Origin of the sequence: Lacinutrix himadriensis, from assembly GCF_001418105.1 — a bacterium.
GTDB classification, from domain to species: domain Bacteria; phylum Bacteroidota; class Bacteroidia; order Flavobacteriales; family Flavobacteriaceae; genus Oceanihabitans; species Oceanihabitans himadriense.
Window position 1 is genome coordinate 112,336 of record NZ_LIQI01000014.1, and the last position, 24,653, is coordinate 136,988.

Consider the following 24,653-nt stretch of genomic DNA (forward strand, 5'->3'; position numbering starts at 1 on the left):
TTGGCATAGACTAATTCAAATAAAATATAAAATGAAAACAAAGTTTAGTGGAATTTTAACGCTATTACTGGCGTTTGTTGTGCAATTTACGTTTGCGCAAGGAAAAACAATTTCGGGAACAGTTTCTGATGAAAACGGATTGCCTCTTCCAACGGCAACAGTAATTATCAAAGGAACTACTACTGGGACATCAACCGATTTTGATGGTAACTATTCAATAGCTGCGAATCAAGGTGATGTATTAATTTTTAGTTATGTTGGTTATGCCAACCAAAATCAAACTGTAGGTGCATCTAACAAAATGGATGTTTCTTTACAACCTGACAACTCTTTAGATGAAGTTGTTATTACTGCATTAGGGATTAAGAGAATTAAGGATGAGCTTACAACAGCAACTAAAGTTGTAAAAGCTGAAGAATTAACTCAAGCAGAATCTCCTAACATTGTTGCCAGTTTAACAGGTAAAGTTTCTGGTTTACAGATTAACATGACGAATAGTGGTGTAAATCCTACGACTAGAATTGTACTAAGAGGTATACGTTCTATTACTGGAAACAACGAAGCTTTAATTGTTGTTGATGGTGCTATTTCTACAGCTTCTTATTTACAAGCTTTAGATCCTAAAACAATTGAATCTGTAAACGTTTTAAAGGGAGCAAATGGTGCTGCACTTTACGGTTCTAGAGGTGGTAATGGTGTAATCATCGTTAATACTAAAAAAGGATCTGACGATGAAGATAAATTTAAAATTGACATTAGTTCTTCTGTAACTCTTGAGAATATCGCTTTCCTTCCAGAAAGACAAACTTCTTTTGGACAAGGATGGACTGGTGAGCAGTACACTTATGAAAATGGTTCTTGGGGACCTGCTTTCGATGGTTCTTTACAACCTGTAGGTTTACCTAACGCTGATGGTACTTATAACTACTATCCATATACTGGTGATAAAGATAATATTGAAGAGTTCTTTCAAACAGGTGTAACTTACCAAAACAGTGTAAGTCTTTCAGCTGGTAAAAGTGATAGCTATATTAACTTATTTATAGGTAATCAAGATTCAGAATTTATTATTGCTAACGATACTTACAAAAGAAATACTTTTAGCTTTAAAGCTGGTAAAAAACTTGGTAAGTTCTCTGTAAGTGGTAACGCTACTTATATTGCTTCTAAGCAAAAAAGTGCTACTGGAGCAATTGATGCGGATGGTTTATCTGCAGGAAGTATCTTTGAAGGACTTCTTGAAACTCCAACTAACGTAGTTGTATCTGATTATTCAGATGGATCTAACGAAACGCACTGGAATGGATATTACCTTAACCCATACTGGACAAGAGATAATTCTCGTATCCAAAGTGATCGTGATAGAATAAACGCTACTGCTGAAGTTGGTTATGAAGTTAATGATAACATTAATGTTATCTATAGAGCAAATGCTTTAATTTCTCAACAAGGGTACTACAGAAATCAAAATAAATATGAAGACCCTGATTATATTGAAGATATAGTTGGATCTAAGCGTATTGCGCCTTCTTACTACAGAACATATAACAATAACGTTAGAGATATTTACTCTGATTTATTTGTAAACTTTGATTACATGTTAACGGATGATATCTCATTCAAATCAACAGTAGGACAAAACATTACAGATTCTCGTACTAAATACCTAAATGTAAGTGGATATGATTTAACAGTTCCTGGATTTGCTAACCTTGATAACATTTCTACAACTCCAAGTAATGTAGATACTTCTACAAGAAGTAGAGCTATTGGTGTTTTTGGAAGTATTGATTTAGGTTATAAAGATTTTCTTTATGTAACTGCAACAGGAAGAAATGACTGGACTTCAGTATTAGATCAAGAAAACCGTTCATTTTTCTACCCAAGTGTAGGTGTATCTTTTATTCCTACTAAAGCTTTTCCAGCAATTAAAGGAAACATCCTTAATTACGCGAAATTATCTGCTAACTGGGTAAAAGTAGGTAGTGCAGATGTACAACCTTATGATATTAATGCAACATATGTAGCACCAGCTGGATATCCATTTAATGGAGTGAATTCATTTATACAGTCAACTTCTGCTACAGATCAGTTACTACAAAATCAATTCGTAACATCTACTGAGTTCAACTTGAATTTAGAAATGTTTAAACGTATGGTTACTATTGATGCATCATACTATACTGGTAACAGTACAGAGCAAATTATTGGTACAACACCATCTTATACTTCAGGTTTAGCTTCAGCAACAATTAATATTGGTGAAACAAAATCAACTGGTTTTGAAGTAGATTTAGGTTTAAACCCTATCAAAGCAAAACAAAAAGGTGATTTAGATGTACAATTAAACTTTAGCTATTCTACAAACAAAACTACTGTAGAGTCTCTAACTTCTAACGCTAATCAATTAGCTATTGTAGATTATAATATTGGTTTAGGTATTTTTGCTGTTGAAGGTGAAGAGTATCCATTAATTAAAGGTACAGGTTATGCAAGAGATGACGAAGGTCATGTTATTATTAACGCTGCTACAGGTAACCCAGAAAAATCTGCTGAATATGTTAATTTAGGTAAAACAACACCAGATTATATTTTAGGATTTTCTCCAACAGTAAGCTATAAAGGACTTAGATTAACTGCAGTTATGGATTACAGAACTGGTCATTCATTCTATAGTTCTACTAAAGCGGAATTAGCGCGTTCTGGTTATTTAACAGAATCTGTTGAAACAGGTCGTAATGGTGGATTTATTTTCCCTAACTCTGTAATTGAAACATCTCCTGGAGTATATGCAGCAAACACGTCTGTTCATACAGGTGGAGATTCTTATGCTAGTTATGTAGGTTACTACACAGAACAATACCAAACAACTCCGGAAAACTTTATTCTTGATGCTACTGCTTTTAAAGTACGTGAAATTGCATTATCTTATAGTTTACCTGAAAAACTTCTTTCTCAAACAGCGATTACAGATTTAACTCTAGGAGTAAATGCTAGAAACCTGTTCTCTAAATTTGCAGATGAGAACCAAGGATATAATGATCCAGAATCATCTAATTCTTCAGGAAATGATGTTGGTATTGCAGCACTTTCTCAGTACCCGTCAACTAGATTTTATGGTTTTAGTGTAAACTTAAGTTTCTAATCATAACACAAATAAAAAATATACAAAATGAAAATAAATAAAAAATTAGGAGGGATTTTACTATTAAATTTAATCTTTCTTGTGTCTTGTAGCGATTACTTAGACATAAATGATGACCCGAATAATGTAACCTCTGAGAATATTGTTCCTGAGCTTATTTTATCTGGTGCGCAAAAAAGAATTTTTGATACACAGGCCGTAACGCCTAATCAATTAGGACAATTATTCATGAATAACTGGGGATTAAATGTTCAATCATTTTCTACAGGTTTCGTTCAAGAATTTACGCTTAACATTGATAATACATTTTATGCAGGTATATGGGATAGTTACTACTTAAGAACAGCAAACTTCCATAACTTATCTATAAATGAGCAACCAGTATATACTAATTTTAGAGCTATTGGTTTAATCTTAAAATCTTTCTATATGCAAGATATAGTTGATTTATATGGAGATGCGCCTTATTTTGGTGCATTTCAAGGGGGTGCAAACTTATTCCCTGCTTATGATGATGCAAAAGAGATCTACAGAGATTTATATGCTAACTTAGATTTAGCTATCGAATTAATTGATTCTGCTCCAACAGAAGCTCTTAATCCTGGTGCTAATGATGCTATAATGGCAGGAAATATGGCTAACTGGAAAAAATTCGCTAACACTATTAAATTACGTTTACTAGTTAGAGAATCTTTAGCTACAGATGGTGAATCTATCACTTTTGTTAATTCTAAATTTAATGAATTGAATGCAAGTGGTGCAGAGTTTATTTCTTCTGATGTAGTTATCAACCCAGGTTATACTGCGGATACAGATAGACAAAGTCCTTTCTACGATATCTTCTACAATACAGATGGTACAGAAAAGCAAGGTTACCAATCTAGAAGAGGTACTAAATTTGCTATCGACTTCTTATCTGGTTCATCTACGGGTGTATCTGATGCAAGATTAGGTGAAATTTATGATGTAGCTGCAGATGGTACTTATAGTGGTGTTATTCAAGGAGAAACAAGTGCAACTGCACCTTCTAGTATATCTCCTGTTGGAACTGGTTTAATACAAAGTGCTTCTCAAGATGGATATATCATGTCTTTAGCTGAAGCTAAATTTTTACAAGCAGAAGCAGTTGAATACGGTTTCTTAACTTCAGGAAGTGCATCCGCTCTATTTACAGAGGCTGTTGTTAGTTCTTTTGAAGGATTAGGTCTTACTGCTGCAGATGCAACTTCTTACTTAGCAGTTGCTAACACATCTTCTACAGATGGTATTGGTTGGAATTCAACGAATAAAAGAGAAGCGATTATGACGCAAAAATGGATTGCTTTAAACGGTATCAATGCGCACCAATCATGGATTGACTATACAAGAACTGGTTTCCCTGAGATTCCTCTTTCTATAGTTGCTGAAAAAACGCATAAGCCATACAGGTTAATGTATCCAAATTCTGAGTTAGTAGGTAACTCATCAAACGTGCCTGAGCAATCTCAAGCAGATGTATTTACCGAAAGAATTTTTTGGAACCAATAAAAAAAAAGAAAATTATGAAAAATATATTAAAAAGTATATTAGTAGCATTTGCTCTAATAACGGTAGTATCCTGTTCGGAAGACGACAAAGCAGGTTACGTATATGACGGAACTGGATCTCGTTTATTCGGGTTTCAAAACCCAACAACTCGTGTTCAATATTTTGAAGACCTAGGTGTTTTAGATGAAGTATTACCTGTAGTAATGGTAGGTGGTGCAGATGGTACTGCTAGCACGCAAGATATCATTATCGCCTATACTGTAGATACTGCAAACAGTACTGCTACAGAAGGTGTTGAATTTGATTTTTCTGATACAAGTGGTCTTTTAACAATTCCTGCAGGGGAAGTGTTTACAGATTTTACTTTAAAAATCAATACAGCAAACTTTAGCCCTACAGAGCCAACTAGTTTATTTATTACTTTAACAGAAGTTACAAACTCTAGCAGCGATGTTATTGCTAGTATTAATGAAACTGTAGAAGTTGTATTTATTGGTTGTCTATCACAATTAGATAGTTACACTTATGATGTAACTACAGTTAGAGCTGATGGTGCTACTACTGCTCATGGTACTCAAAGTTTAACTTTTATAGGAGTTAACCAATTTAGAACAGAATCTGTTGGTCTATGGGCACCTGGTGTGTTACAAGGACATGGTGGTTATGACTTCGTAGATGTTTGTGGTGTACTTACTGTTGCTCCTCAAGCTTTATCAGGAATTTATACTAACCAAGTATATACAGATAGTCCTGGAAGTGTAGATGCAGTAACTGGAGATTTCTCTATTACTTATGCTATTACTTTTAGTGGAGTGCCTGATTTTTACACATCGACTTATATTAAACAATAAAACATTATAGATATTATGAAATTAATAACAAATAAAATATTACCTATATCTATTGCTTTATTAGCTTTAGTTTCGTGTAATGAGACAGAAGATACAATTTCTATCCCTGATGATAGGTCTGTTATCACTTCTAGTGTTTCTTCTATGATTTTAGAAGAAGGTGGAGCTGGTCAAACTGTTACTTTAACAGTAGACAAACCTTCAACTAGAGTTTTAGAATATCGTGTGGAACTTATAAATGACACTTTCACTGAAAGTGGTGCAGATTTAACTCTTACTGATGCAACTGGTGGAGCAATAGAATTTGTAGATCATTTATACCCTCCTTTCGATGCTTTTCAAATCGAAATTCCTGCTTATGCAACATCTTACACATTTGATGTAAGCGCACTTAGCGATTTAGATGTTGAAGGAACAGAAAATAAACAAATTAGAATTGTACCAAACAAAAGTCAATTTGGTACTACACCAAACGGTGCTAGTGATGGTATCGTAATCGATGTTCAAATTGATAACTATGCACAACCTAATGATGATTTAATTATTCAAATCGCATTTGAAGATAGTGTATATACTGATGACGATGGAGACTCTGCTGGTGGATGTGATAACGATTTCGATTTTGAATTATACAATTCTTCTTTCGCTCTTGTTGGATCTAGTTACTACGATTGCCCAGAAGAAATCATTCTTAGTGAAACAGCTGCTGATGGAACTTATTACTTATATGTAAGTTTATTCGCTTTAGGTGGTCCATTAACTGCAGAAGCTCAAGATCTTCCATTTAATCTTGTTGTTGCTAAACAAGGTATCTGGTATGAAGAATTTGCGTTCTCAGGTCTTTATGACTCAGCTGCCGGTGGTGGTGAAGATGGTAACCCAAATGCTGGTGATTTATTAGCTTATACTATTCTTAAATCTGGAACAACTTATTCTGTTGTAGATAGCGAAGGAGCAGTTCTTGCTTCTGGAAAAGTAGCAAATGCAAATTTTGGAAGAAGAAAATAATTTTCTAAAATTATAAATAAATGAAAACCATCCTTTTTAAGGATGGTTTTTTTATACCTTTGCATTAATGGAAAACAGTACACAAATATTTGGTATCAGAGCAGTTATTGAAGCAATAAATGCTAAAAAAGCTATTGATAAAGTTTTTATTCAAAAAGGGCTTAATGGAGAGTTATCTCATGAACTAGAAGCGCTATTAAGGAAAGAAGGAATTAATAACTCCTATGTGCCTGTAGAAAAACTAAACAGACTTACTAAAAACAACCATCAAGGTGTTGTTGCACAAATTTCTCCTATTGCATTTTATGACATAGAGATCTTGTACAAAACGTTATAGAATCTGGTAAAACGCCTTTATTCTTGCTATTAGACCAATTAAGTGATGTACGAAACTTTGGTGCTATTATTAGAACTGCAGAATGTACAGGTGTAGATGGTATTATCATTCAGAAAAGTGGAAGTGCTCCTGTTAATGGAGATACTATAAAAACAAGTGCTGGAGCAGTTTTCAAAATTCCTATTTGTAAAGTAGATCATATCAAAGATGCTATGTTTCATTTACAAGCTTCTGGTATAAAAGTAATTGCTGCTACAGAAAAAACAGAGAATACACTTTACGATGTTTCCTTTAAAGAACCATGTGCTATCATAATGGGTAGTGAAGGAAGAGGTATTAATCCTTCCGTTTTAAAACTAGTGGATGCTAAAGCGAAACTGCCATTACTTGGTGAAATAGAATCCTTAAATGTTTCTGTTGCCTGTGGTGCGTTTTTATACGAAGCGATTAGACAACGAAGATAAATTTACTTTCGTAGTAAGCAGTCTTCCTTATCTACATAAGAATAAATATTTACATAGGCTTAATACTATGTAATTGAAAAAGAAGATTCTAATCTTTATTTTCTTTAAAAGTATAGTGAATTGTAGGACCTCCCTCCTTTTGAGTTGTGGTTTCCATTTCTTGAAGTATTTCAGGTTCAGGTTCTACCAATTCTATAAAGTTTCCGTCTGCATCAAAATGTTTTAAGAAAGGATCATCTTCTTCATTAAAATCTTTATGTTCCCAAACATATTTTTTAGGTTTTGCAATCTCTCTTCTAAAAAGGAATGCGAATAATAATCCTGTTATTAAACCAGACAAATGTCCTTCCCAAGAAATACCTTCCTCAATTGGCATGGTATACCAAACCATACTACCATAAAGAAATATAACTAATAGTGAAAGTGCTATTAGCCTAAAGTGTTTAGCCAAAATTCCTTTAAAAAAAGTAAAACTTACCAACACGTAAATAAGTCCGCTAGCTCCTATATGATAAGAGGGTCTACCAATACACCACGTTAAAAAACCGGAGAGTAAGATTCCATAACACAACACCTTCCAAGCAATTGGTCTATAGAAATAAAATAAAGCCGTAGAAAGCACAAATAAAGGAATACTATTAGAATACAAGTGCTTTATCCCGGAATGTATAAACGGACTAAAAAATACACCTTGTAATCCGGATAGCCTTTTAGGATAAATACCATGGCTATTTAGATTTACATGGAAGCGTATTTCAAACCAAAAAACAATCCAAAGTACTAACACAAATGCTATTGGATACCCTAAAACTCCTGTTGTAAATTTAAACTGTTCTTGCATATTTTAAAGATAGCAATTTACTATCCAATATAATGTAGTGTGATAAATTGTCAGCACATGATTTTCTAATAAATTTATAATAAAAAATGCCACAGAAGATTCCTGCCTACGTAGGAATTTGTAATTTTACAATTATGAATGAACCATTAGCAGAACGTTTAAGACCAAGATCTTTAGAAGACTACATTAGTCAATCGCATTTGATTGGTGAAAATGGTTCGTTAACAAAACAAATAAAACTAGGTTTAATCCCTTCTTTAATTCTTTGGGGACCTCCAGGAATTGGAAAAACAACCCTTGCCAATATTATTGCGAATGAATCTGGCAGGCCTTTTTACACATTAAGTGCTATAAATTCTGGCGTAAAAGATGTTCGTGAAGTTATAGAAAAGGCGAAACAAAGTGGTGGATTATTTACTACTAAAAACCCAATTTTATTTATTGATGAAATTCATAGGTTTAGTAAATCGCAACAAGATTCCCTATTACAAGCTGTAGAAAAAGGTTGGGTAACTTTAATTGGTGCAACCACCGAAAACCCAAGTTTTGAAGTTATTTCTGCGCTTTTGTCACGTTGTCAAGTATATATTTTAAAAGCATTTGATAAAAACGATTTAGAAACGCTTTTAAAACGTGCAATGGAAAAAGACGAGTACATCTCTAAAAAAAACATAACGCTTAAAGAAACAGATGCTCTATTGAAGCTATCTGGAGGTGACGCACGAAAACTATTGAACATTTTTGAGTTACTCGTAAATGCAGAAGATAGTGATGAAATAATTATAACCAACGATAGTGTTTTAGAAAAAGTACAAAACAATACCGTACGTTATGATAAAACAGGAGAACAGCATTATGATATTATTTCGGCATTTATAAAATCTATTCGTGGCAGTGACCCTAATGGAGCGGTTTACTGGTTAGCTAGAATGATTGAAGGTGGTGAAGATGTGAAATTTATTGCTAGGCGATTATTAATTGCTGCTAGTGAAGATATTGGTAATGCCAACCCTACAGCATTGGTTATTGCTAATAATACTTTTCAAGCGGTTTCTACTATTGGTTATCCAGAATCCAGAATTATATTAAGTCAATGCGCTACGTATTTAGCCTGCTCTCCAAAAAGTAATGCTGCCTATCAAGCTATTGGTAATGCACAACAATTAGTTAGAGAAACTGGCGATTTGTCTGTGCCAATAGAAATTAGAAATGCACCAACCAAACTAATGAAAGAATTAGGGTATGGTGACAATTATAAATATGCACATAACTACGAAAATAATTTCGCGAAACAAGAATTCTTACCAGAGGAGATTAAAAACACAAAACTATACGACCCTAGTAATAATGCTAGAGAAAATGCACATCGTGAGTTTTTAAAACAGCGTTGGAAAGATAAATATGGTTATTAGTGGTTCGCTGTAGCGGAAACTAAAACTTGATATTTAATATTTTTGTTTGAAGCTTTTCATTTTCGTAATATTCCAAAATCCAAGTTGCATCTAACTTATAGATAATCGCATTTTTACCTTCTACAATAAAAACATAAGACATTCCTGTTTCTTTGATTTTGTATACTACTTTAGGAGTATTATCTACTAACTGAAAACCGTTTGCTACTTTTTGTGCATACAAAATATGTGAATTATTTGTTTCTGTAATCACAATAGCTGGTTCTTTTACCACAACCTTTTCTACAACTTCTGGAGCTACTTCTTCTGTAACTGTTTCCTTTATTTCTACTTCCGCTTTAACTTGGTTAGCAGCAACTATATTTTTTTCTTTAATTATCTCAGCGACTTCTACTACAGCTACTTTTTCTTCTTTTAAGGTTTTAATTTCCTCCTTTAATTTTTCAATCTCGGCTTTACTTTCTGTATCGTCAGTTTTACCAAAAGCCAAAATAGATGGGTTCTCTTTATATTGATAAGTAAAGCTCTCAAAAGATTTAAAAGCGGCTCTTAACGCTATGGTATAAGCTACTTGCGAATTTTTATTTTTAGATTCACCAACAGCAGTAGTAAAAACAATATTATTTTTACAATCTTTTAGTTCTACCTTTAATTTAGAATAAAAAAATCCGGATGCATCCAGTACATTCGCTTTTAGAGATAAACAAGGATTTAAAATTGCTTCGTCTGGCATTCTAGATTCTTCCATTACAGTGATAAAACCATATTTCTCTAATAGTAATTTTGTTAATGTATTTAACCTATATTCATCAGGTTCATCTAAAAAGTCAAAAGCATTTGGTACAATTACATATTTGTAATCATTAATATTTGATTGTGCATTTGTAAAATTACTACTAAACAGTACTATGCTCAATAATAGGATAATTTTAGTCTTCATTATATTCAATATAAAATTTTAATTTCTTTACAAATATACAGTTTGCTACACTGTAAAATCAGCTTCGTTTAATAAACTAAGAATCTGCTTTGATTGCCGTATTATTAAAAATAGTTTTTCAATTCTAATAGGCTATCTACTTTCTTAATTTTAGCATCTAACGGAAAGTTATGATAATTAAAACAAATAGCATCGATACCAAAGTTTAAAGCGCCAATAATATCTGCTTCATAGTTATCGCCAATCATGATGCTCTGAGATTTTGTAGTTTTTGCCAGGTCTAATGCATGATTAAAAATTATAGGGTTTGGTTTTTTCACACCAACCATTTCACTATTAGTCACTGTTTTAAAGTAATTACTAATGTTTGCATTTTCTAATTTTTCATTTTGCACTTGATGAAAACCATTGGTGATAATATGCAGATTATATTTTGGTTCTAAATATTCTAGAAGATCTATAGTACCTTCAAATAAATGGTTAAAACTAGAAAGGTGTGTTATATAATCTTCAGATAACTGCAGAATTAATTCTTTTTCTACGGAAATATTTACCGCTTGAAAAGTATCATTAAGTCTAGCAAATCGCAAAGATTCTTTATCTATCTTTTCTTCTCTATAGAGTTTCCAATAGTTTAAATTTATTGGTTCATAATGTTTTAAGAATTCAGAAACATCTATATCTACTTTATTTATTTTGAATATTTTCTCGAAAGTTAAACCCGAGTTTTTATCAAAATCCCATAGCGTGTGATCTAAATCAAAAAAAATATCTGTTATGTTTTTATACATCATTTGGCGATTCTATAATAATATTAAAAAGTTCTTTAAAGCCTTTCCATCTTTCAATATCACTAAACGTATAATTATGAAAAACAGGAATAAAATGGCCATTCACTTTCTTTACTTCTCTCATAATTTCATTTAAAACCTTCTTTTTATCTAAAAGTGAATTGGTTTTAAGTAACGCATAATCTAAAAGCGTGTACGAATGTACTTTTAGAGGGGTTTGCACTTCATAATCTAAATCGTAAAAGAAAAAAGGTGTACATGTTCCTGCTCTAAAACCGATGTGGTTTACAAAGCCCATAGTATAATCATTTGGTACTTCTAACTCTACTAAATTTCTATACGATTCCGGAAGGTTTAATTTAGAAAACGAATTTCGAGAAGCTAATAACGATGTGTTTATTATGGCTTCCATTTTATCCTTTTCTTTTTTTAAGGTTTGAAAGTTAGAGACTGCAAAATAGGATGCTTTTAAACCAACAATACTGTAATCTGCTACTTGTTTTATTAACGAAACAAATTGTGCTTTGTTTACATTTATATTTTTATCGTATGTCGAATAATCTCCAATTAAAAAGAAAAAAATAAATTTAAAATCCGATTGTTTCTGCTTATTTAAAAGGTACTTAAACGTATCAAATGGATCTCTTTGCAATCCAAATAAAACTGAAAATCGAGTATACAGTCTTTTAAACTTAAGGGTCACTAAATCATTAAGTGTTCCTCCAAAACTTCGCATTAAACCTTTTTGTTTAAAAGTATATGCTTCGGGAACATCTATAATAGGTTTTACTTGATAATGCTTTGTTGCAAATACATAATCCGGATAATTTTCTTGTAGTACTTCTTTAAACTTGTACGCCCAAAGATCTACAATTGGTTGTTGTAAAAAACCATTTTTAAAGGCCAGACTTTCTTCTGCTGTAAAGCGTCCGTATTCATCTTTTACATGTGGTAAATATTCTTCATACCTAGAAAGCAAATAAAAGGATGCGGCAAAAATATCATAAGGTAAAACGCTAATTTCTCCTGTAGGGAAAAAGCCTTTTGTGCTTCCCCAATTTTGCACATGAATATCTACATCATTTAAACCTTGCTCAAACAATAACTCGTTACTGCGAATAAAGACCTCGTGACTTAATGGTTGTTTGGTGTACGATATTTTTAAACTATCGTGTGCAATAAAATCTTCAATAGTAGTTGTAAAGGTAACTGGAAGGCCTAAAATTCTAGTACAAATATGCTTAAAAACATACTTTACTCTTGGTGTAATTTTATGTGTATATACTAATAGCATGTTTTTAGTCGCGGTATTCTGTTTGCCGTCTTCAGCCAAAAATAATCAATTTCCATTTTTAAAATCTAAATTTTCAGATTTTAGTTTTTTGCTGCTTTCACAATAGGGATTCATCTGCAAAGCTAAAATATGCTTTTTCGGTTATAATAAGATGGTCTAGCACTTTAATATCTAAACTTTCTGCTGCTATTTTTAGTTTTTTGGTGAGTTGTTTATCAGCTTCGCTAGGTTTTAAAGTTCCTGAAGGATGGTTATGCGCCAAGATAATTCCTGTTGCTCCAACTTCTAAAGCTGTTTTTAATGCCAAACGCACATCGACTAAAGTCCCCGTAATACCGCCTTTACTTAATTGGTTTTTCTGAATCACTTTATTGGAATTATTTAAATATACAATCCAGAATTCTTCATGTGGTAACTCGCCAATTATAGGTTGCATAAACTCGAAAACCGAAACACTAGATGTGATTTTATTTTTCTCTAAAGCTTCTCCTCCTCTACGTCTTCTTCCTAATTCTAAAGCCGCAGTAATACTTATTGCTTTTGCTTCCCCTATTCCTTTAAACGCCATGAGTTGTTTTATAGACAGCTTCCCAAGTGCACTTAAATTATTATCTACACTTGCCAAAATACGTTTACATAAAGCTACAGCACTTTCTTGCCGGTTTCCTGATCCTATTAAAATAGCTACCAATTCTGCATCGCTTAAAACGGCTTTGCCTTTATCGCGAAGTTTTTCTCGTGGCTGATCGTCTTGACTCCAGTTTTTTATAGAAAAGGATTCTGGTTTACTAGACATATTGCTTGTTAATTACTATTTTTATAGAGAATAAATATAGAGAATATTTTCGATAAAAAAAACATGCCGATTTCTAATCTTAAATTAATACATCCTTGAAATATCCACCAAAACACCATCAAGATTCTGATACCCTTCATATGTTGGAGGTTATTAAAACCTATCCGCTTGCGACTGTAATTTCTGTGGAAGACAACCAACCTTACATTACACACTTGCCTTTAATTTATAGAGAATCGGATGGTAAATTGATTGGTCATATTGATATTTACAATCCGCAAACCAAATTAATGCAAGGCAATAAAGAACTTACCATACTCTTTTCTGGTCCGCAATGTTATATATCTCCTTCCATTTATACAACTACGCAATTGCCCACTTGGAACTACATAAAAGTGCACATCAAAGGAACCGTAAAAGCCATTGACAATAAAGATGCTTTAATAGAATCTTTAGTTAAAATGACCGAATTTATGGAAGCGCCAGAACATAAGTATGTGCTGGAAGCAGACAACCCAAGAATGGAAGGTGCTTTAGATTATATTAAAATGTTTGAAATTACTATCGATTCTTGGGAAGGTAAATTTAAACTCTCACAAGACAAAAAAACTGTGGATACTGCTAACGCTAAAGCGGAATTGATTCGTGCTAGTCAGGAAAGTATTCAGGTGTTTTTAGATAGCGTTTTTAGTTAATAATATAAGAATCTAAACGTCTTATCCCTACAGGAAAACCTTGCGATACAAATGATGTTGTATCCGAAATTAAACCAATTCCATCGGAATAATAAAAATGATCTAATCCTGGAAAAGTCTCCGTATTATCGGGCGATTTGGCATAGCTCTCCATATCCAAACAAGGAAACGAACCAGCAACAACTATAACTATTTCTATATTACCTGTTAGTTTATTATAAATATTTCCCCAACTATTTTCAGATACCAAACGCTCATTATAATTAGTATTAGTATAAATTATATCTCCTGTTTCATTAATTAAGTTTCCAGAAAATTCTCGTCTTAATTCCAATTTCTCCCCATTTGCATTAAAATAAGAAACCCCTGTATCATTGCCAGTAGTAACCGTTTTAAACTTAAAGTAAGTTTCTCCATCTAATATTTCTGTGCCTACAATACTAACTTCGTCTAAAATACCTGTATCATCATATTCCATGGTATTAGAATTATATTTAAAATTCTTATACACCCAAGAATTGCCAACAGTTAATGCATAAAAACCAGCTTCTGGGTCAGTTGCATTGCGGTTATCATCGTCCGAATTACAAGAAAAGAAAAGGGCAAAAAAGCATACAGTAAAAAGAATACGTTTCATATTTAATTGGTTTGGTTAATAAATTAAAAACGTAATTTTGCTTTATAAAATACTGGTTTGGTTGGTTTTAGATTAACGTGTAATTGCTTACTTTATTTTATGAAACTAAATAATTTTCAAATTAGATGCTGAATCCGCTAAAAAAAGAGATACTTCGACAGGCTCAGTATGACAGTTTCTTAACCTATAAAACATTTCATAGCATCAAAACCTAAATCTTGTCATTTCGTACTGGATACGGAATCCATTAAAAAAGATACTTCGACAAGCTCTGTATGACAACTTCAAATCGATTAAAGACTTCTTAGCATCAAAACCCAAATCTTGTCATTCCGTACTGGATACGGAATCCATTAAAAGAGATACTTCGACAGGCTCAGTATGACAGTTTCTTAACCTATAAAACATTTCATAGCATCAAAACCTAAATCTTGTCATTTCGTACTGGATACGGAATCCATTAAAAGAGATACTTCGACAGGCTCAGTATGACAGTTTCTTAACCTATAAAACATTTCATAGCATCAAAACCTAAATCTTGTCATTTCGTACTGGATACGGAATCCATTAAAAGAGATACTTCGACAAGCTCAGTATGACAGTTTCTTAACCTATAAAACATTTCTTAGCATCAAAACCCAAATCTTGTCATTCCGTACTGGATACGGAATCCATTAAAAAAGATACTTCGACAAGCTCTGTATGACAACTTCAAATCGATTAAAGACTTCCAAGCATCAAAACCCAAATCTTGTCATTCCGTACTGGATACGGAATCCATTAAAAGAGATACTTCGACAAGTTCTGTATGACAACTTCAAATCGATTAAAGACTTCTTAGCATCAAAACCTAAATCTTGTCATTTCGTACTGGATACGGAATCCAATAAAAAAGATATTTCGACAAGCTCCATGTGAGAGTATCTTACCCAATCAACCCTTTCACAGCATCAAAATCTAAACCACCATAATTACCAGAACTCATTAATAACAAGGCTTTATTATCAAAGTTTTGTTTGAAAAGAAAGTCTTTAAAATCCTCTGGATTGGTATAAATAATTAAATCGTCTCGTTGAAAAGCATTGGCTATTTGTTCATGCGATACTTCTTTTAGCTTTTTAATTTCTACTGCATGCGGACTATAAAATACTACAGCAACATCTGCTGCGTCTAAAGCGCCTTTATATTCTTTTAAAAATTCGGCATTCAAACTAGAATAGGTATGCAACTCTAAACATGCAACCAAGGTTCTATTTTCATATTGCTCTTTTACCGCATTCGTGGTTGCTTCTACCTTAGATGGCGAATGTGCAAAATCTTTATAAGCAACACTTGTAGTACTTTCGGCAATTTTCTCTAATCGTTTGCTTGCTCCTGAAAAAGTGGCAATGGCTTCGTAAAAATCGTCCTCATCAATTCCCATGTGTTGACAAATCCACTTTGCTCCTGCCAGATTGTTAAGATTGTGTTTTCCAAAAACTTCTATGGGTAATGGTCCTTCCGGAGTTTCTAAAAGTGTTTGTCCGTTTTCTACTGTATAATCCGGAGTTTGGTAAGGCAGTTTTCTAATGGTATTCTGACTAGCTTCAACAACGCGTTTTACTTCTGCATCTTCTTCGTTATACGTGATGCTTCCGCCTTTTACAATACTATCTACAAAAATATCAAATTGTTCTACATAGTTTTCATAGGTTGGAAACACATTAATATGATCCCAAGCTATTCCGCTTAACAAAGCAATATTTGGTTTGTATAAATGAAATTTTGGTCTTCTATCTATTGGCGAGCTTAAGTATTCGTCTCCTTCTAAAACAATAAAATCATTTTCTTCGGTAAGTTTTACCATCACATCAAAACCTTCTAATTGTGCACCAACCATATAATCAACATCGCGATCATGATAATGCATGACGTGTAAAATCATAGAAGTAATGGTTGTTTTTCCATGACTTCCACCAATAACAACTCTGGTTTTGTGTTTCGATTGTTCGTACAAAAACTCGGGATAGCTATAGATTTTTAAGCCTAATCCCTGTGCTTTTAACAATTCCGGATTATCTGCTTTAGCATGCATTCCTAAAACAATAGCATCTAAATCTGCCGTTATTTTTTCAGGAAACCAACCAAAGTTTTCTGGTAATAATCCCTTTGCGGCTAATCTAGATTTTGAAGGCTCGAAAATAGTATCATCGCTTCCTGTTACTTGATATCCTTTGTTATGTAATGCTAGTGCTAGATTGTGCATTGCAGATCCACCAATAGCTATAAAATGTACGTTCATAAACTTGTTTTGAAGAAGTACCAAAGATACTTTTTTTGCCACGAATACACGAATGTTTTTTATGGATTATTTCGTAGAGTTCAACTAAGTTTTTACAGAGATTCGAGGAAAAAATGAAAGATAATGGATAACATCTTAAATCAAAAAACCATCTAATTTTAGGAGTAAACAATTCAAACTATTTTATATAACAATTTTACAAATTAGCTGAATTTATCAAATGAAACTATAATCTTTCTGTGTCTGTGTCTGTATGTGACTCTGTGAAAACTCAGAGCATCTCAGCATAGTAACTTAGAAATCACAAACCTTCCTTAAACGCTTTAAAAACTTTAATCTTTGGAAGTTCTAAAATTGCCAAATCTATATACTTTAAAGCCTTTTCTTTATTTTGGCTATGCTTATAAATTTGTGCTAATCTGTAATTCGCCCAAGCAATAGGAACACCATCTTCTGCCGAATAATTTTTTATATACTTCTGTAAACACTGTTCGCCTTTTTGTAATTGCACATTATACTCTGCAGCCACTTTTCCTATTTGATAATGCAATGCGTTGCGTTTGTGTTTTGCTTCCGACTCCACAATAGTTTGTAAAGCTTTTTCTGGCTCCTTATTATTTTCGTAAAAACTAGAAAGTTTTTCGTAACAGGTTAAAGATCCTCCTTCGGTAATGGCTTGCTTATAATATTTTTCCGCACGTTCTGGTTGTGCATCATATTCATAAATATAGCCTTTTGCCAAATAACCATCTACTTTAGATAATGCTTCTAACTCATTTGCATATTGCATGGATTTACTTTGGCTTCCTCCAATAATTCCGGGTAACTGCATATACAATTCTACCAAAGCCCAACGTGTTTCTATATGTTTTGCATCTAATTTAGCGGCTGTTAAAAAAGCTTCTTTCACATCGCCAATTATAGATAAAGCCATTATTTTATTCACACTTAAAGCTTTCATACCTAAAGCACCTCCGTATTTATAATGATAATTTGCTTCTAATGGTTTTGCGGAAACTAATTTTTCATACTGCGTAATGGCATCATCCCATTTTTTTTGATACCCATAAGCATCGCCAAAAAGTTCTATTGCTTTTTCGTTTTTCGGATTTTCAGAAACGTAAACGGATAATAATTGTTCTGCCTTTGCATAGTTTTTTTTTAGTAAATATGCTTCCGCTTTATCCAAGCTTTGCTGACTAAAGCTACATAATGGAAACAGTAAAAAAACAAGTAAAATTCGCATATAATTAGAGTCGATTTAGCAAAGATAACCTTTCAAAAACTAAATGGAAAAAGCAACGTTTCCTTAAAAAAAAGTTAACTTCACTCTTCCGAACACAGTATTCTCTAATTCTGTGTTTTTTGGAACACATTTTGAAGTTAGTTTTACTCAAAACTTGGAATAGGTAATATCCAGAATTAAAACTTGACAACTAAGAACAAGGTTTTAACAGATACTACATGTGACCATTGAAAAACAATAGACTTAACACATGAAACATACCATCTCTATATTTATGATTATCCTTTTTGCAAATTTCTCTCAAGCACAAACCAACAATTACGAAAGTCTTTGGAAGGAAATAGCACAATTGGAGAAAGAAGGATTAACTAAATCGGCTTTAAAAGCTGTTGAAGCAATTAGCACAAAAGCAAAAGCAGCTAAAAATTCGCCACAAATTGTAAAAGCCCTTCTGTATAAAAGCAAATACGCTTTAACCTTAGAAGAAGATGCGCAACTAAAAATTATAAACGATTTTAAAACAGAAATTAAGGAAAGTGTTTCTCCTACCAAAAACGTATTAGAAAATATGCTAGCCAACTTGTATTGGCAATATTTCAATCAGAATCGTTATCAGTTTTATAACCGAACAAAAACCGAAGAGAAAGTAGATGCTACCGATTTTAGAACTTGGGATTTACAAACGCTATTCGCCGAAATTAACACACATTACCAAGCTTCTTTAGAAAACGGTTTACTACTTCAACAAACGAACCTAGACAACTACGAAGCACTTTTACAAGAGCAGGAAAATTCTAAAATTTTTAGACCTACCCTTTTCGATTTTCTAAATCATAATGCATTACAATTTTACAAAACAGACGAGAATAGTATCATCAAACCTGCATATAAATTTGAAATCGATAAAGAAGAATACATTAGTGAAGCAGCTGCTTTTTCTAAACTAAAAATCACTTCTAAAGACAGCACATCTTTACAGCTTCAAGCTTTAAAAATATATCAAGATCTTATTCAATTTCATAGTAAGGATAAAGCACCTGAAGCTTTAGCAGATGTTAATTTAGAAAGATTAAAATTCGTAAAACAACATGCTACTTTTACTAATAAAGATGCTATTTATTTAAAAGCATTACAAACAGAAAGCAAACGATTAAAAGGCAATGCTGCTTCTGGCTTATACGATTTTGAAATTGCTATATTATTCGTAGAACAAGGAAGAGAGTATCAGCCAGAAACGAAAGTAGAAAACCGTTGGAAAAACAAAGAAGCACTTGCCCTTTGCAATGCTGTTGTAAAGGAATTCCCAAAAAGTATTGGGGCACAAAAATGCGAAGTTTTAAAACAACAAATTCTTCAGCAAACACTTCAGATTACAACCGAATCTTACTTATCCATTCAAAAAGATGCTAGGTTTTTAATTCGTTATAAAAACTTGGAGGATTTATCTTTTGTAGTCTATAAAATTTCAGAAAACAAATTCGAAAAACTAAACAAAACCTACAGACAAGAAGAACAACTTGCACTTATAAATAAACTAGATCCAACTACTAAATGGCAAAGCACACTTCGTAACGAACAGGACTACCAAACCCATACCACCGAAGTTATTTTACCTAAATTAAATAATGGTCGTTATGTGATTTTTGCGACACCAAATAACGACACCAACACTTTTGGTTTTGCAACGATTCAAATCACCAATTTGGCTGTTGTAGAAAACGCTTTAAACAACAAAACAACGTTTCAAGTTATCGATAGAAACAACGGAAAACCAATTCCGGAAGCGAAACTTAAAATCACCTATTTAAAGAATAACGATCGTACTTTACAATCCGAAAACGCAGTTTCTAATAACAAAGGAAAAGCTACTATTTCTAAAGATGGTGACCGATATAGAAGCGTAAAAATTGAAGTTACATACAAGGACGAGAAAGCTTATTTTGGTGACTACTACATCTACAGAAACCATTATAATGACACCGAAGACAAACTAAGATATAACGCATTCTTGTTTACAGATCGAAGTATCTACAGACCGGGACAAACGGTTTTCTTTAAAGGGATTGCGATTAAAACCAATAACGATGTCTCGGAAGTATTTCCGGATGCGAAATTGCATGTTCGTCTCACAGATGCCAATGGCCAAGAAGTAAAATCCTTAGATTTTGTTACCAATGCATTTGGTTCCATTCAAGGAGAATTCATTTTACCAAACACAGGATTAACAGGTAATTTTAATATTAGTATTTCTTCTGAAAAAGTACAGATAAACGGAAACGCTAATATTTCAGTCGAAGAATACAAACGTCCTAAGTTTGAAGCAAAATTTCTTCCTGTTACCGAAACCTATAAAGTAAATGACCAAATCACCATAAAAGGAAATGCGCTTGCCTATGCAGGAAGTAACATTACAGATGCTAAAGTGCTATATCGCGTACATAGAAAAGTGCAATATCCGAGATGGTATTATTGGTATCGACCATTTTTCACTAGCGAACCTCAAGAAATTACACATGGCGAAAGTAAAACCAATGATAAAGGAGAATTTGAAATTACATTCGAAGCCCAACCAGACGAAAGCGTAGACAAAACAAGCCTACCTATTTTTCATTATGAAGTCACTGCAGATATAACCGATCTTAATGGTGAAACCCGAAGTGCAAGTACCAACGTAAATGTTGGTTATCACGCTTTATTAGCGAATCTTTCCATTGCTGACAAACTAGATAAAAACAACAAAGCCCATACTTTAAAAATAGACACTAAAAATTTAAATGGCGAATTTGCTCCAGCAAAAGGAAGTATTAAAATTTATAAATTAACAGCTCCTCAACAAGTTTTAAGACCAAGACCTTGGACTGCTCCAGATTATCAAGACATCTCTGAAAATGATTTTAGAACCAAGTTTCCGCATGAAGCATATAAAGACGAACAGGATAATAGCACTTGGAAAAAAGGAAAACTGGTTTTAGACGAAAAATTTGACACTTCCAAAAAGAAAGAATTAGCATTAGGAAACATTAAAAAATGGGAATCTGGCACGTATGTAATCCTTTTAGAAAGCAAAGATAAATTTGGTCAAGAAGTAAAAGACGAAATAAAAACCACCCTATTTAGTAATAAAGATGAAAGCATAGCAGACAATCAGTTATTTCATATTACAACAGACAAAGAGACCTACAAGGCTGGTGAAACTGCTACAGTAACTTTTGCTTCTGCAGCACAAGATGTATATGTTTCAGTTTCCGTAGAAAAAGAGCATAAAATTATTCAGGAAGAAACTATTCATTTAAACAATAACAAGAAATCCATTAGTATTCCTGTTAACAAAGAAGATGTTGGTGGCTTTATTGTGCATTATAGTTTTTCGGCTTTTAATAGCTATCAAAGTGCTAGTATAAATATTGTGGTTCCGTATGCTAAAACCGAATTGGAAATCGAGACCGTAACCTTTAGAGATAAATTACAACCAGGAACCGATGAAACTTGGAGCTTTAAAATTAAAGGACCAAAAGGAGAAAAAGTAAGTGCAGAATTACTAGCAAGTATGTATGATGCTTCACTAGATCAATTTAAAGCCCATACTTGGAGTTTTAATCCAATTAGTCAACAAAATTATTACACACGTAATAGAATAAATGGCAGACAAAGTTTTGGTACAAATGGTTTTAGAGTATATAATCAACATAATAACACCGCATATTATAAACCCCAGAATTATGATCAACTAGATTGGTTTGGATTGCATTTTGGAAATAATTATTATAGAAACGGTCTGCAAATTAAGAGTTCTAATTTAAACAATAAAATAGTTTTAAGAGGTAACTCAAACATCTCAGCTGCTCCTGCAGAAGAAATGGAAGAAGACGTTTTAGATAATGTCACTATAGCTGATGCATTGGGCGGTAAAGTATCTGGAATACAAATTACAGATAACGCTGAAAAACCTAAAGAAGAATCCGACTTCTCTGCTGTTACCATTAGAAAAAACTTACAAGAAACTGCCTTTTTCTTTCCGCAATTACAAACGGATAAAGACGGAAACATAAGTTTTAGTTTTACCACTCCGGAAGCATTAACCAAATGGAACTTACAATTATTAGCACATACCAAAACCTTAGAAAGTACGGTAACTCGTTTAGAAACGGTTACGCAAAAAGAGTTGATGGTAATACCAAATGCACCTCGTTTTTTACGTGAAGGAGATGAAATTGTAATCCGTAGTAAAATTGCAAACCTTACCGAAAAATCTATTTCTGGCGAAGCTGTACTGCAACTTTTTGATGCTACCACTGGCGAACGAATTGACAAAAAACTATTCACTGAAGCTGAAATCCCTAGTCCGAATTATATCGGAAATTACGCTGGCGCATACGGAACAAGACAATTTACGGTAGACGCCAACGGAAACACACAAGTATCTTGGCTACTTTACATTCCTGAAGATGTGCAAGCAGTACAATACAAAGTTATTGCACAATCTGGTGCATATAGCGATGGCGAACAAAATGTGCTTCCTGTGCTTTCCAATAGAATGTTGGTTACCGAAACATTACCAATGTGGATTAAAAGTAACGAAACCAAAACCTTTACTTTAGACAAGTTAAAGAATAGCAATTCTACCACTTTAAAGCATCATAATCTCGCATTAGAAATGACTAGTAATCCTGCTTGGTATGCGGTGCAAGCACTTCCGTATTTAATGGAATATCCATACGATTGTAATGAGCAAACCTTCAGTAGATATTATGCAAATGCATTGGCTAGTCATATTGCAAATAATAATCCTAGAATTCAGGAGGTTTTTAATCAGTGGAAAAACACAGATGCATTACTTTCTAATCTGGAAAAGAATCAAGAATTAAAATCTTTATTAATTCAGGAAACACCTTGGTTACGCGATGCACAAAGTGAAACCGAACAGAAAAAACGAATTGCCTTGTTATTCGATTTAAACAAAATGAATAACGAGTTAGCAACTGCAAAACGTAAACTAGAGCAAAACCAAATGAGTAATGGCGCTTGGTCTTGGTTTGCTGGCGGAAGAGAAAATCGTTACATCACACAACATATTATTACTGGTTTTGGACACTTAAGCAAACTCGATGTCATTGATCTGTCATCTCGAGCGCAGTCGAGAGATCTCGAACCAATGATTCAAAAAGCAATACATTATTTAGATGCAGCATTTGTTCAAGAATACAAAGACATTAAAAAATATAACAAAGACGTAGAACTAAGCAAAGACCATTTAAGCTATACGCAATTGCATTATTTATACATGCGAAGCTTTTTCCCAGAAATTAAAAAAAGTAAAGAAGTACAAGACATAACTGCATACTACAAAACACAAATAGAGAAGTATTGGCTGTCTAGAAGCTTGTATGCAAAAGGAATGATGGCTTTAATTAGTGAAAGATTAGACGATAGCAAAACTGCAAAAGCGATTTTAAAATCGTTAAAAGAAAATAGCATTACTAGCGAAGAACTGGGAATGTACTGGAAAGAAAACACCAATTCTTGGTATTGGTATCAAGCACCAATTGAAACACAAGCTTTATTAATTGAAGCATTTGCTGAAATTAAAAACAACACCGAAACCATAGATAATCTAAAAATATGGTTACTTAAAAACAAGCAAACCAACCGTTGGAAAACTACCAAAGCAACTACCGAAGCGGTATATGCTTTATTGTTGCAAGGAAGCGATTGGTTATCTGTTACAGACATGGTAGACATTGTTATTGGTAATGAAGAAATAGATCCTAAAAAACTAGAAGATGTACAAGTAGAAGCAGGAACTGGTTATTTTAAAACGTCTTGGAAAGGTGCAGAAATCAAACCAGAAATGGCGGAAGTTAAAATCACCAAAAAAGGAAAAGGGATTGCTTGGGGAAGTTTGTACTGGCAATATTTTGAAGATTTAGATAAAATCACTACTGCCGAAACGCCTTTACAATTGAAGAAAAAACTCTTCCTAAAAAAGAATACAGATCTTGGTGAAGAGCTTTCTGAAGTAACATTAGAAACCAAATTACAAGTTGGCGATTTGGTAAGAGTTCGTATCGAATTAAGAAGCGATCGTGCTATGGAGTTTGTACACATGAAAGATATGCGTGCCGCAGGTTTAGAACCTGTAAATGTATTATCACAATACAAATGGCAAGATGGTTTGGGATATTATGAAAGCACTAAAGATGCAGCAACTAATTTCTTTTTCGACTATCTACCAAAAGGTGTTTATGTTTTTGAATATGATTTACGTGTAAATAATTCGGGATACATGAGTAATGGTATTACAACCATACAAAGCATGTATGCTCCAGAATTTAGTAGCCATAGCGAAGGTGTAAAAATCACTGTAGAATAACAAATTCCTGCGAAGGCA

General features: G+C 33.2%; 15 protein-coding genes and 1 pseudogene. 8 read left to right on the top strand and 8 right to left on the bottom strand.

Going from position 1 to position 24,653, the window contains the following annotated elements:
* Positions 1 to 31 precede the first annotated feature (31 nt).
* The 5 genes and pseudogenes from AMD28_RS04070 (at position 32) to rlmB (ending at position 7,332) form a co-directional block, all read left to right on the top strand.
* A complete protein-coding gene (locus tag AMD28_RS04070; protein ID WP_055442887.1) occupies positions 32 to 3,145 on the top strand; it encodes a SusC/RagA family TonB-linked outer membrane protein in 3,114 nt (1,037 codons plus the stop codon).
* A 27-nt stretch (positions 3,146 to 3,172) separates the two neighbouring features.
* Positions 3,173 to 4,672 carry a SusD/RagB family nutrient-binding outer membrane lipoprotein gene (locus tag AMD28_RS04075; protein ID WP_055442888.1) on the top strand — a complete coding sequence of 500 codons (1,500 nt, stop codon included), beginning with the start codon at positions 3,173 to 3,175 and terminating at the stop codon, positions 4,670 to 4,672.
* A 14-nt stretch (positions 4,673 to 4,686) separates the two neighbouring features.
* Positions 4,687 to 5,523 (top strand): hypothetical protein, encoded by an 837-nt coding sequence (locus AMD28_RS04080; RefSeq protein WP_055442889.1) that lies wholly within the window; start codon positions 4,687 to 4,689, stop codon positions 5,521 to 5,523.
* A 15-nt stretch (positions 5,524 to 5,538) separates the two neighbouring features.
* Complete coding sequence (locus AMD28_RS04085; protein WP_055442890.1) at positions 5,539 to 6,531, top strand: hypothetical protein; 993 nt, start codon at positions 5,539 to 5,541, stop codon at positions 6,529 to 6,531.
* A 67-nt stretch (positions 6,532 to 6,598) separates the two neighbouring features.
* Positions 6,599 to 7,332 (top strand): annotated as a pseudogene (gene rlmB / locus AMD28_RS04090) (23S rRNA (guanosine(2251)-2'-O)-methyltransferase RlmB).
* A gap of 88 nt (positions 7,333 to 7,420) precedes the next feature.
* Here rlmB and AMD28_RS04095 read toward each other — a convergent pair.
* On the bottom strand, positions 7,421 to 8,173 hold the full coding sequence (locus AMD28_RS04095; RefSeq protein ID WP_055442891.1) for a rhomboid family intramembrane serine protease: 753 nt from the start codon (positions 8,171 to 8,173) through the stop codon (positions 7,421 to 7,423).
* A gap of 134 nt (positions 8,174 to 8,307) precedes the next feature.
* Here AMD28_RS04095 and AMD28_RS04100 point away from each other — a divergent pair, with 134 nt between their 5' ends.
* A complete protein-coding gene (locus AMD28_RS04100; RefSeq protein WP_055442993.1) occupies positions 8,308 to 9,585 on the top strand; it encodes a replication-associated recombination protein A in 1,278 nt (425 codons plus the stop codon).
* A 19-nt stretch (positions 9,586 to 9,604) separates the two neighbouring features.
* Here AMD28_RS04100 and AMD28_RS04105 read toward each other — a convergent pair whose 3' ends face one another.
* The 4 genes from AMD28_RS04105 to radC form a co-directional block, all read right to left on the bottom strand.
* A complete protein-coding gene (locus tag AMD28_RS04105) occupies positions 9,605 to 10,501 on the bottom strand; it encodes a hypothetical protein (RefSeq protein WP_152975538.1) in 897 nt (298 codons plus the stop codon).
* A gap of 128 nt (positions 10,502 to 10,629) precedes the next feature.
* Positions 10,630 to 11,319: a YjjG family noncanonical pyrimidine nucleotidase gene (locus AMD28_RS04110; RefSeq protein WP_055442893.1), complete on the bottom strand. Its 690-nt coding sequence runs from the start codon at positions 11,317 to 11,319 to the stop codon at positions 10,630 to 10,632.
* Positions 11,309 to 12,610, bottom strand: a complete 1,302-nt coding sequence (locus AMD28_RS04115) for a polysaccharide deacetylase family protein (RefSeq protein ID WP_055442994.1) — start codon at positions 12,608 to 12,610, stop codon at positions 11,309 to 11,311. Before AMD28_RS04115 ends, AMD28_RS04110 begins: the two co-directional genes overlap by 11 nt.
* A gap of 97 nt (positions 12,611 to 12,707) precedes the next feature.
* The gene (radC, locus tag AMD28_RS04120) at positions 12,708 to 13,406 is read right to left on the bottom strand and encodes a RadC family protein (protein WP_055442894.1); all 699 of its coding nucleotides are present in this window, start codon (positions 13,404 to 13,406) and stop codon (positions 12,708 to 12,710) included.
* Positions 13,407 to 13,501: 95 nt separating this feature from the next.
* Between radC and AMD28_RS04125 the strand changes: the two genes are divergently transcribed.
* Positions 13,502 to 14,101: an FMN-binding negative transcriptional regulator gene (locus AMD28_RS04125; protein WP_055442895.1), complete on the top strand. Its 600-nt coding sequence runs from the start codon at positions 13,502 to 13,504 to the stop codon at positions 14,099 to 14,101.
* Here AMD28_RS04125 and AMD28_RS04130 read toward each other — a convergent pair.
* From AMD28_RS04130 to AMD28_RS04140, 3 genes are all read right to left on the bottom strand, one after another.
* Complete coding sequence (locus AMD28_RS04130; protein ID WP_055442896.1) at positions 14,094 to 14,738, bottom strand: hypothetical protein; 645 nt, start codon at positions 14,736 to 14,738, stop codon at positions 14,094 to 14,096. The two genes, AMD28_RS04125 and AMD28_RS04130, sit on opposite strands and share 8 nt — an antisense overlap.
* A 925-nt stretch (positions 14,739 to 15,663) precedes the next feature.
* Complete coding sequence (locus tag AMD28_RS04135) at positions 15,664 to 17,019, bottom strand: UDP-N-acetylmuramate--L-alanine ligase (protein WP_055442995.1); 1,356 nt, start codon at positions 17,017 to 17,019, stop codon at positions 15,664 to 15,666.
* A gap of 301 nt (positions 17,020 to 17,320) precedes the next feature.
* Positions 17,321 to 18,265 carry a tetratricopeptide repeat protein gene (locus AMD28_RS04140; RefSeq protein WP_055442897.1) on the bottom strand — a complete coding sequence of 315 codons (945 nt, stop codon included), beginning with the start codon at positions 18,263 to 18,265 and terminating at the stop codon, positions 17,321 to 17,323.
* A 250-nt stretch (positions 18,266 to 18,515) separates the two neighbouring features.
* Between AMD28_RS04140 and AMD28_RS04145 the strand changes: the two genes are divergently transcribed.
* Complete coding sequence (locus tag AMD28_RS04145) at positions 18,516 to 24,635, top strand: alpha-2-macroglobulin family protein (protein WP_055442898.1); 6,120 nt, start codon at positions 18,516 to 18,518, stop codon at positions 24,633 to 24,635.
* Positions 24,636 to 24,653 lie beyond the last annotated feature (18 nt).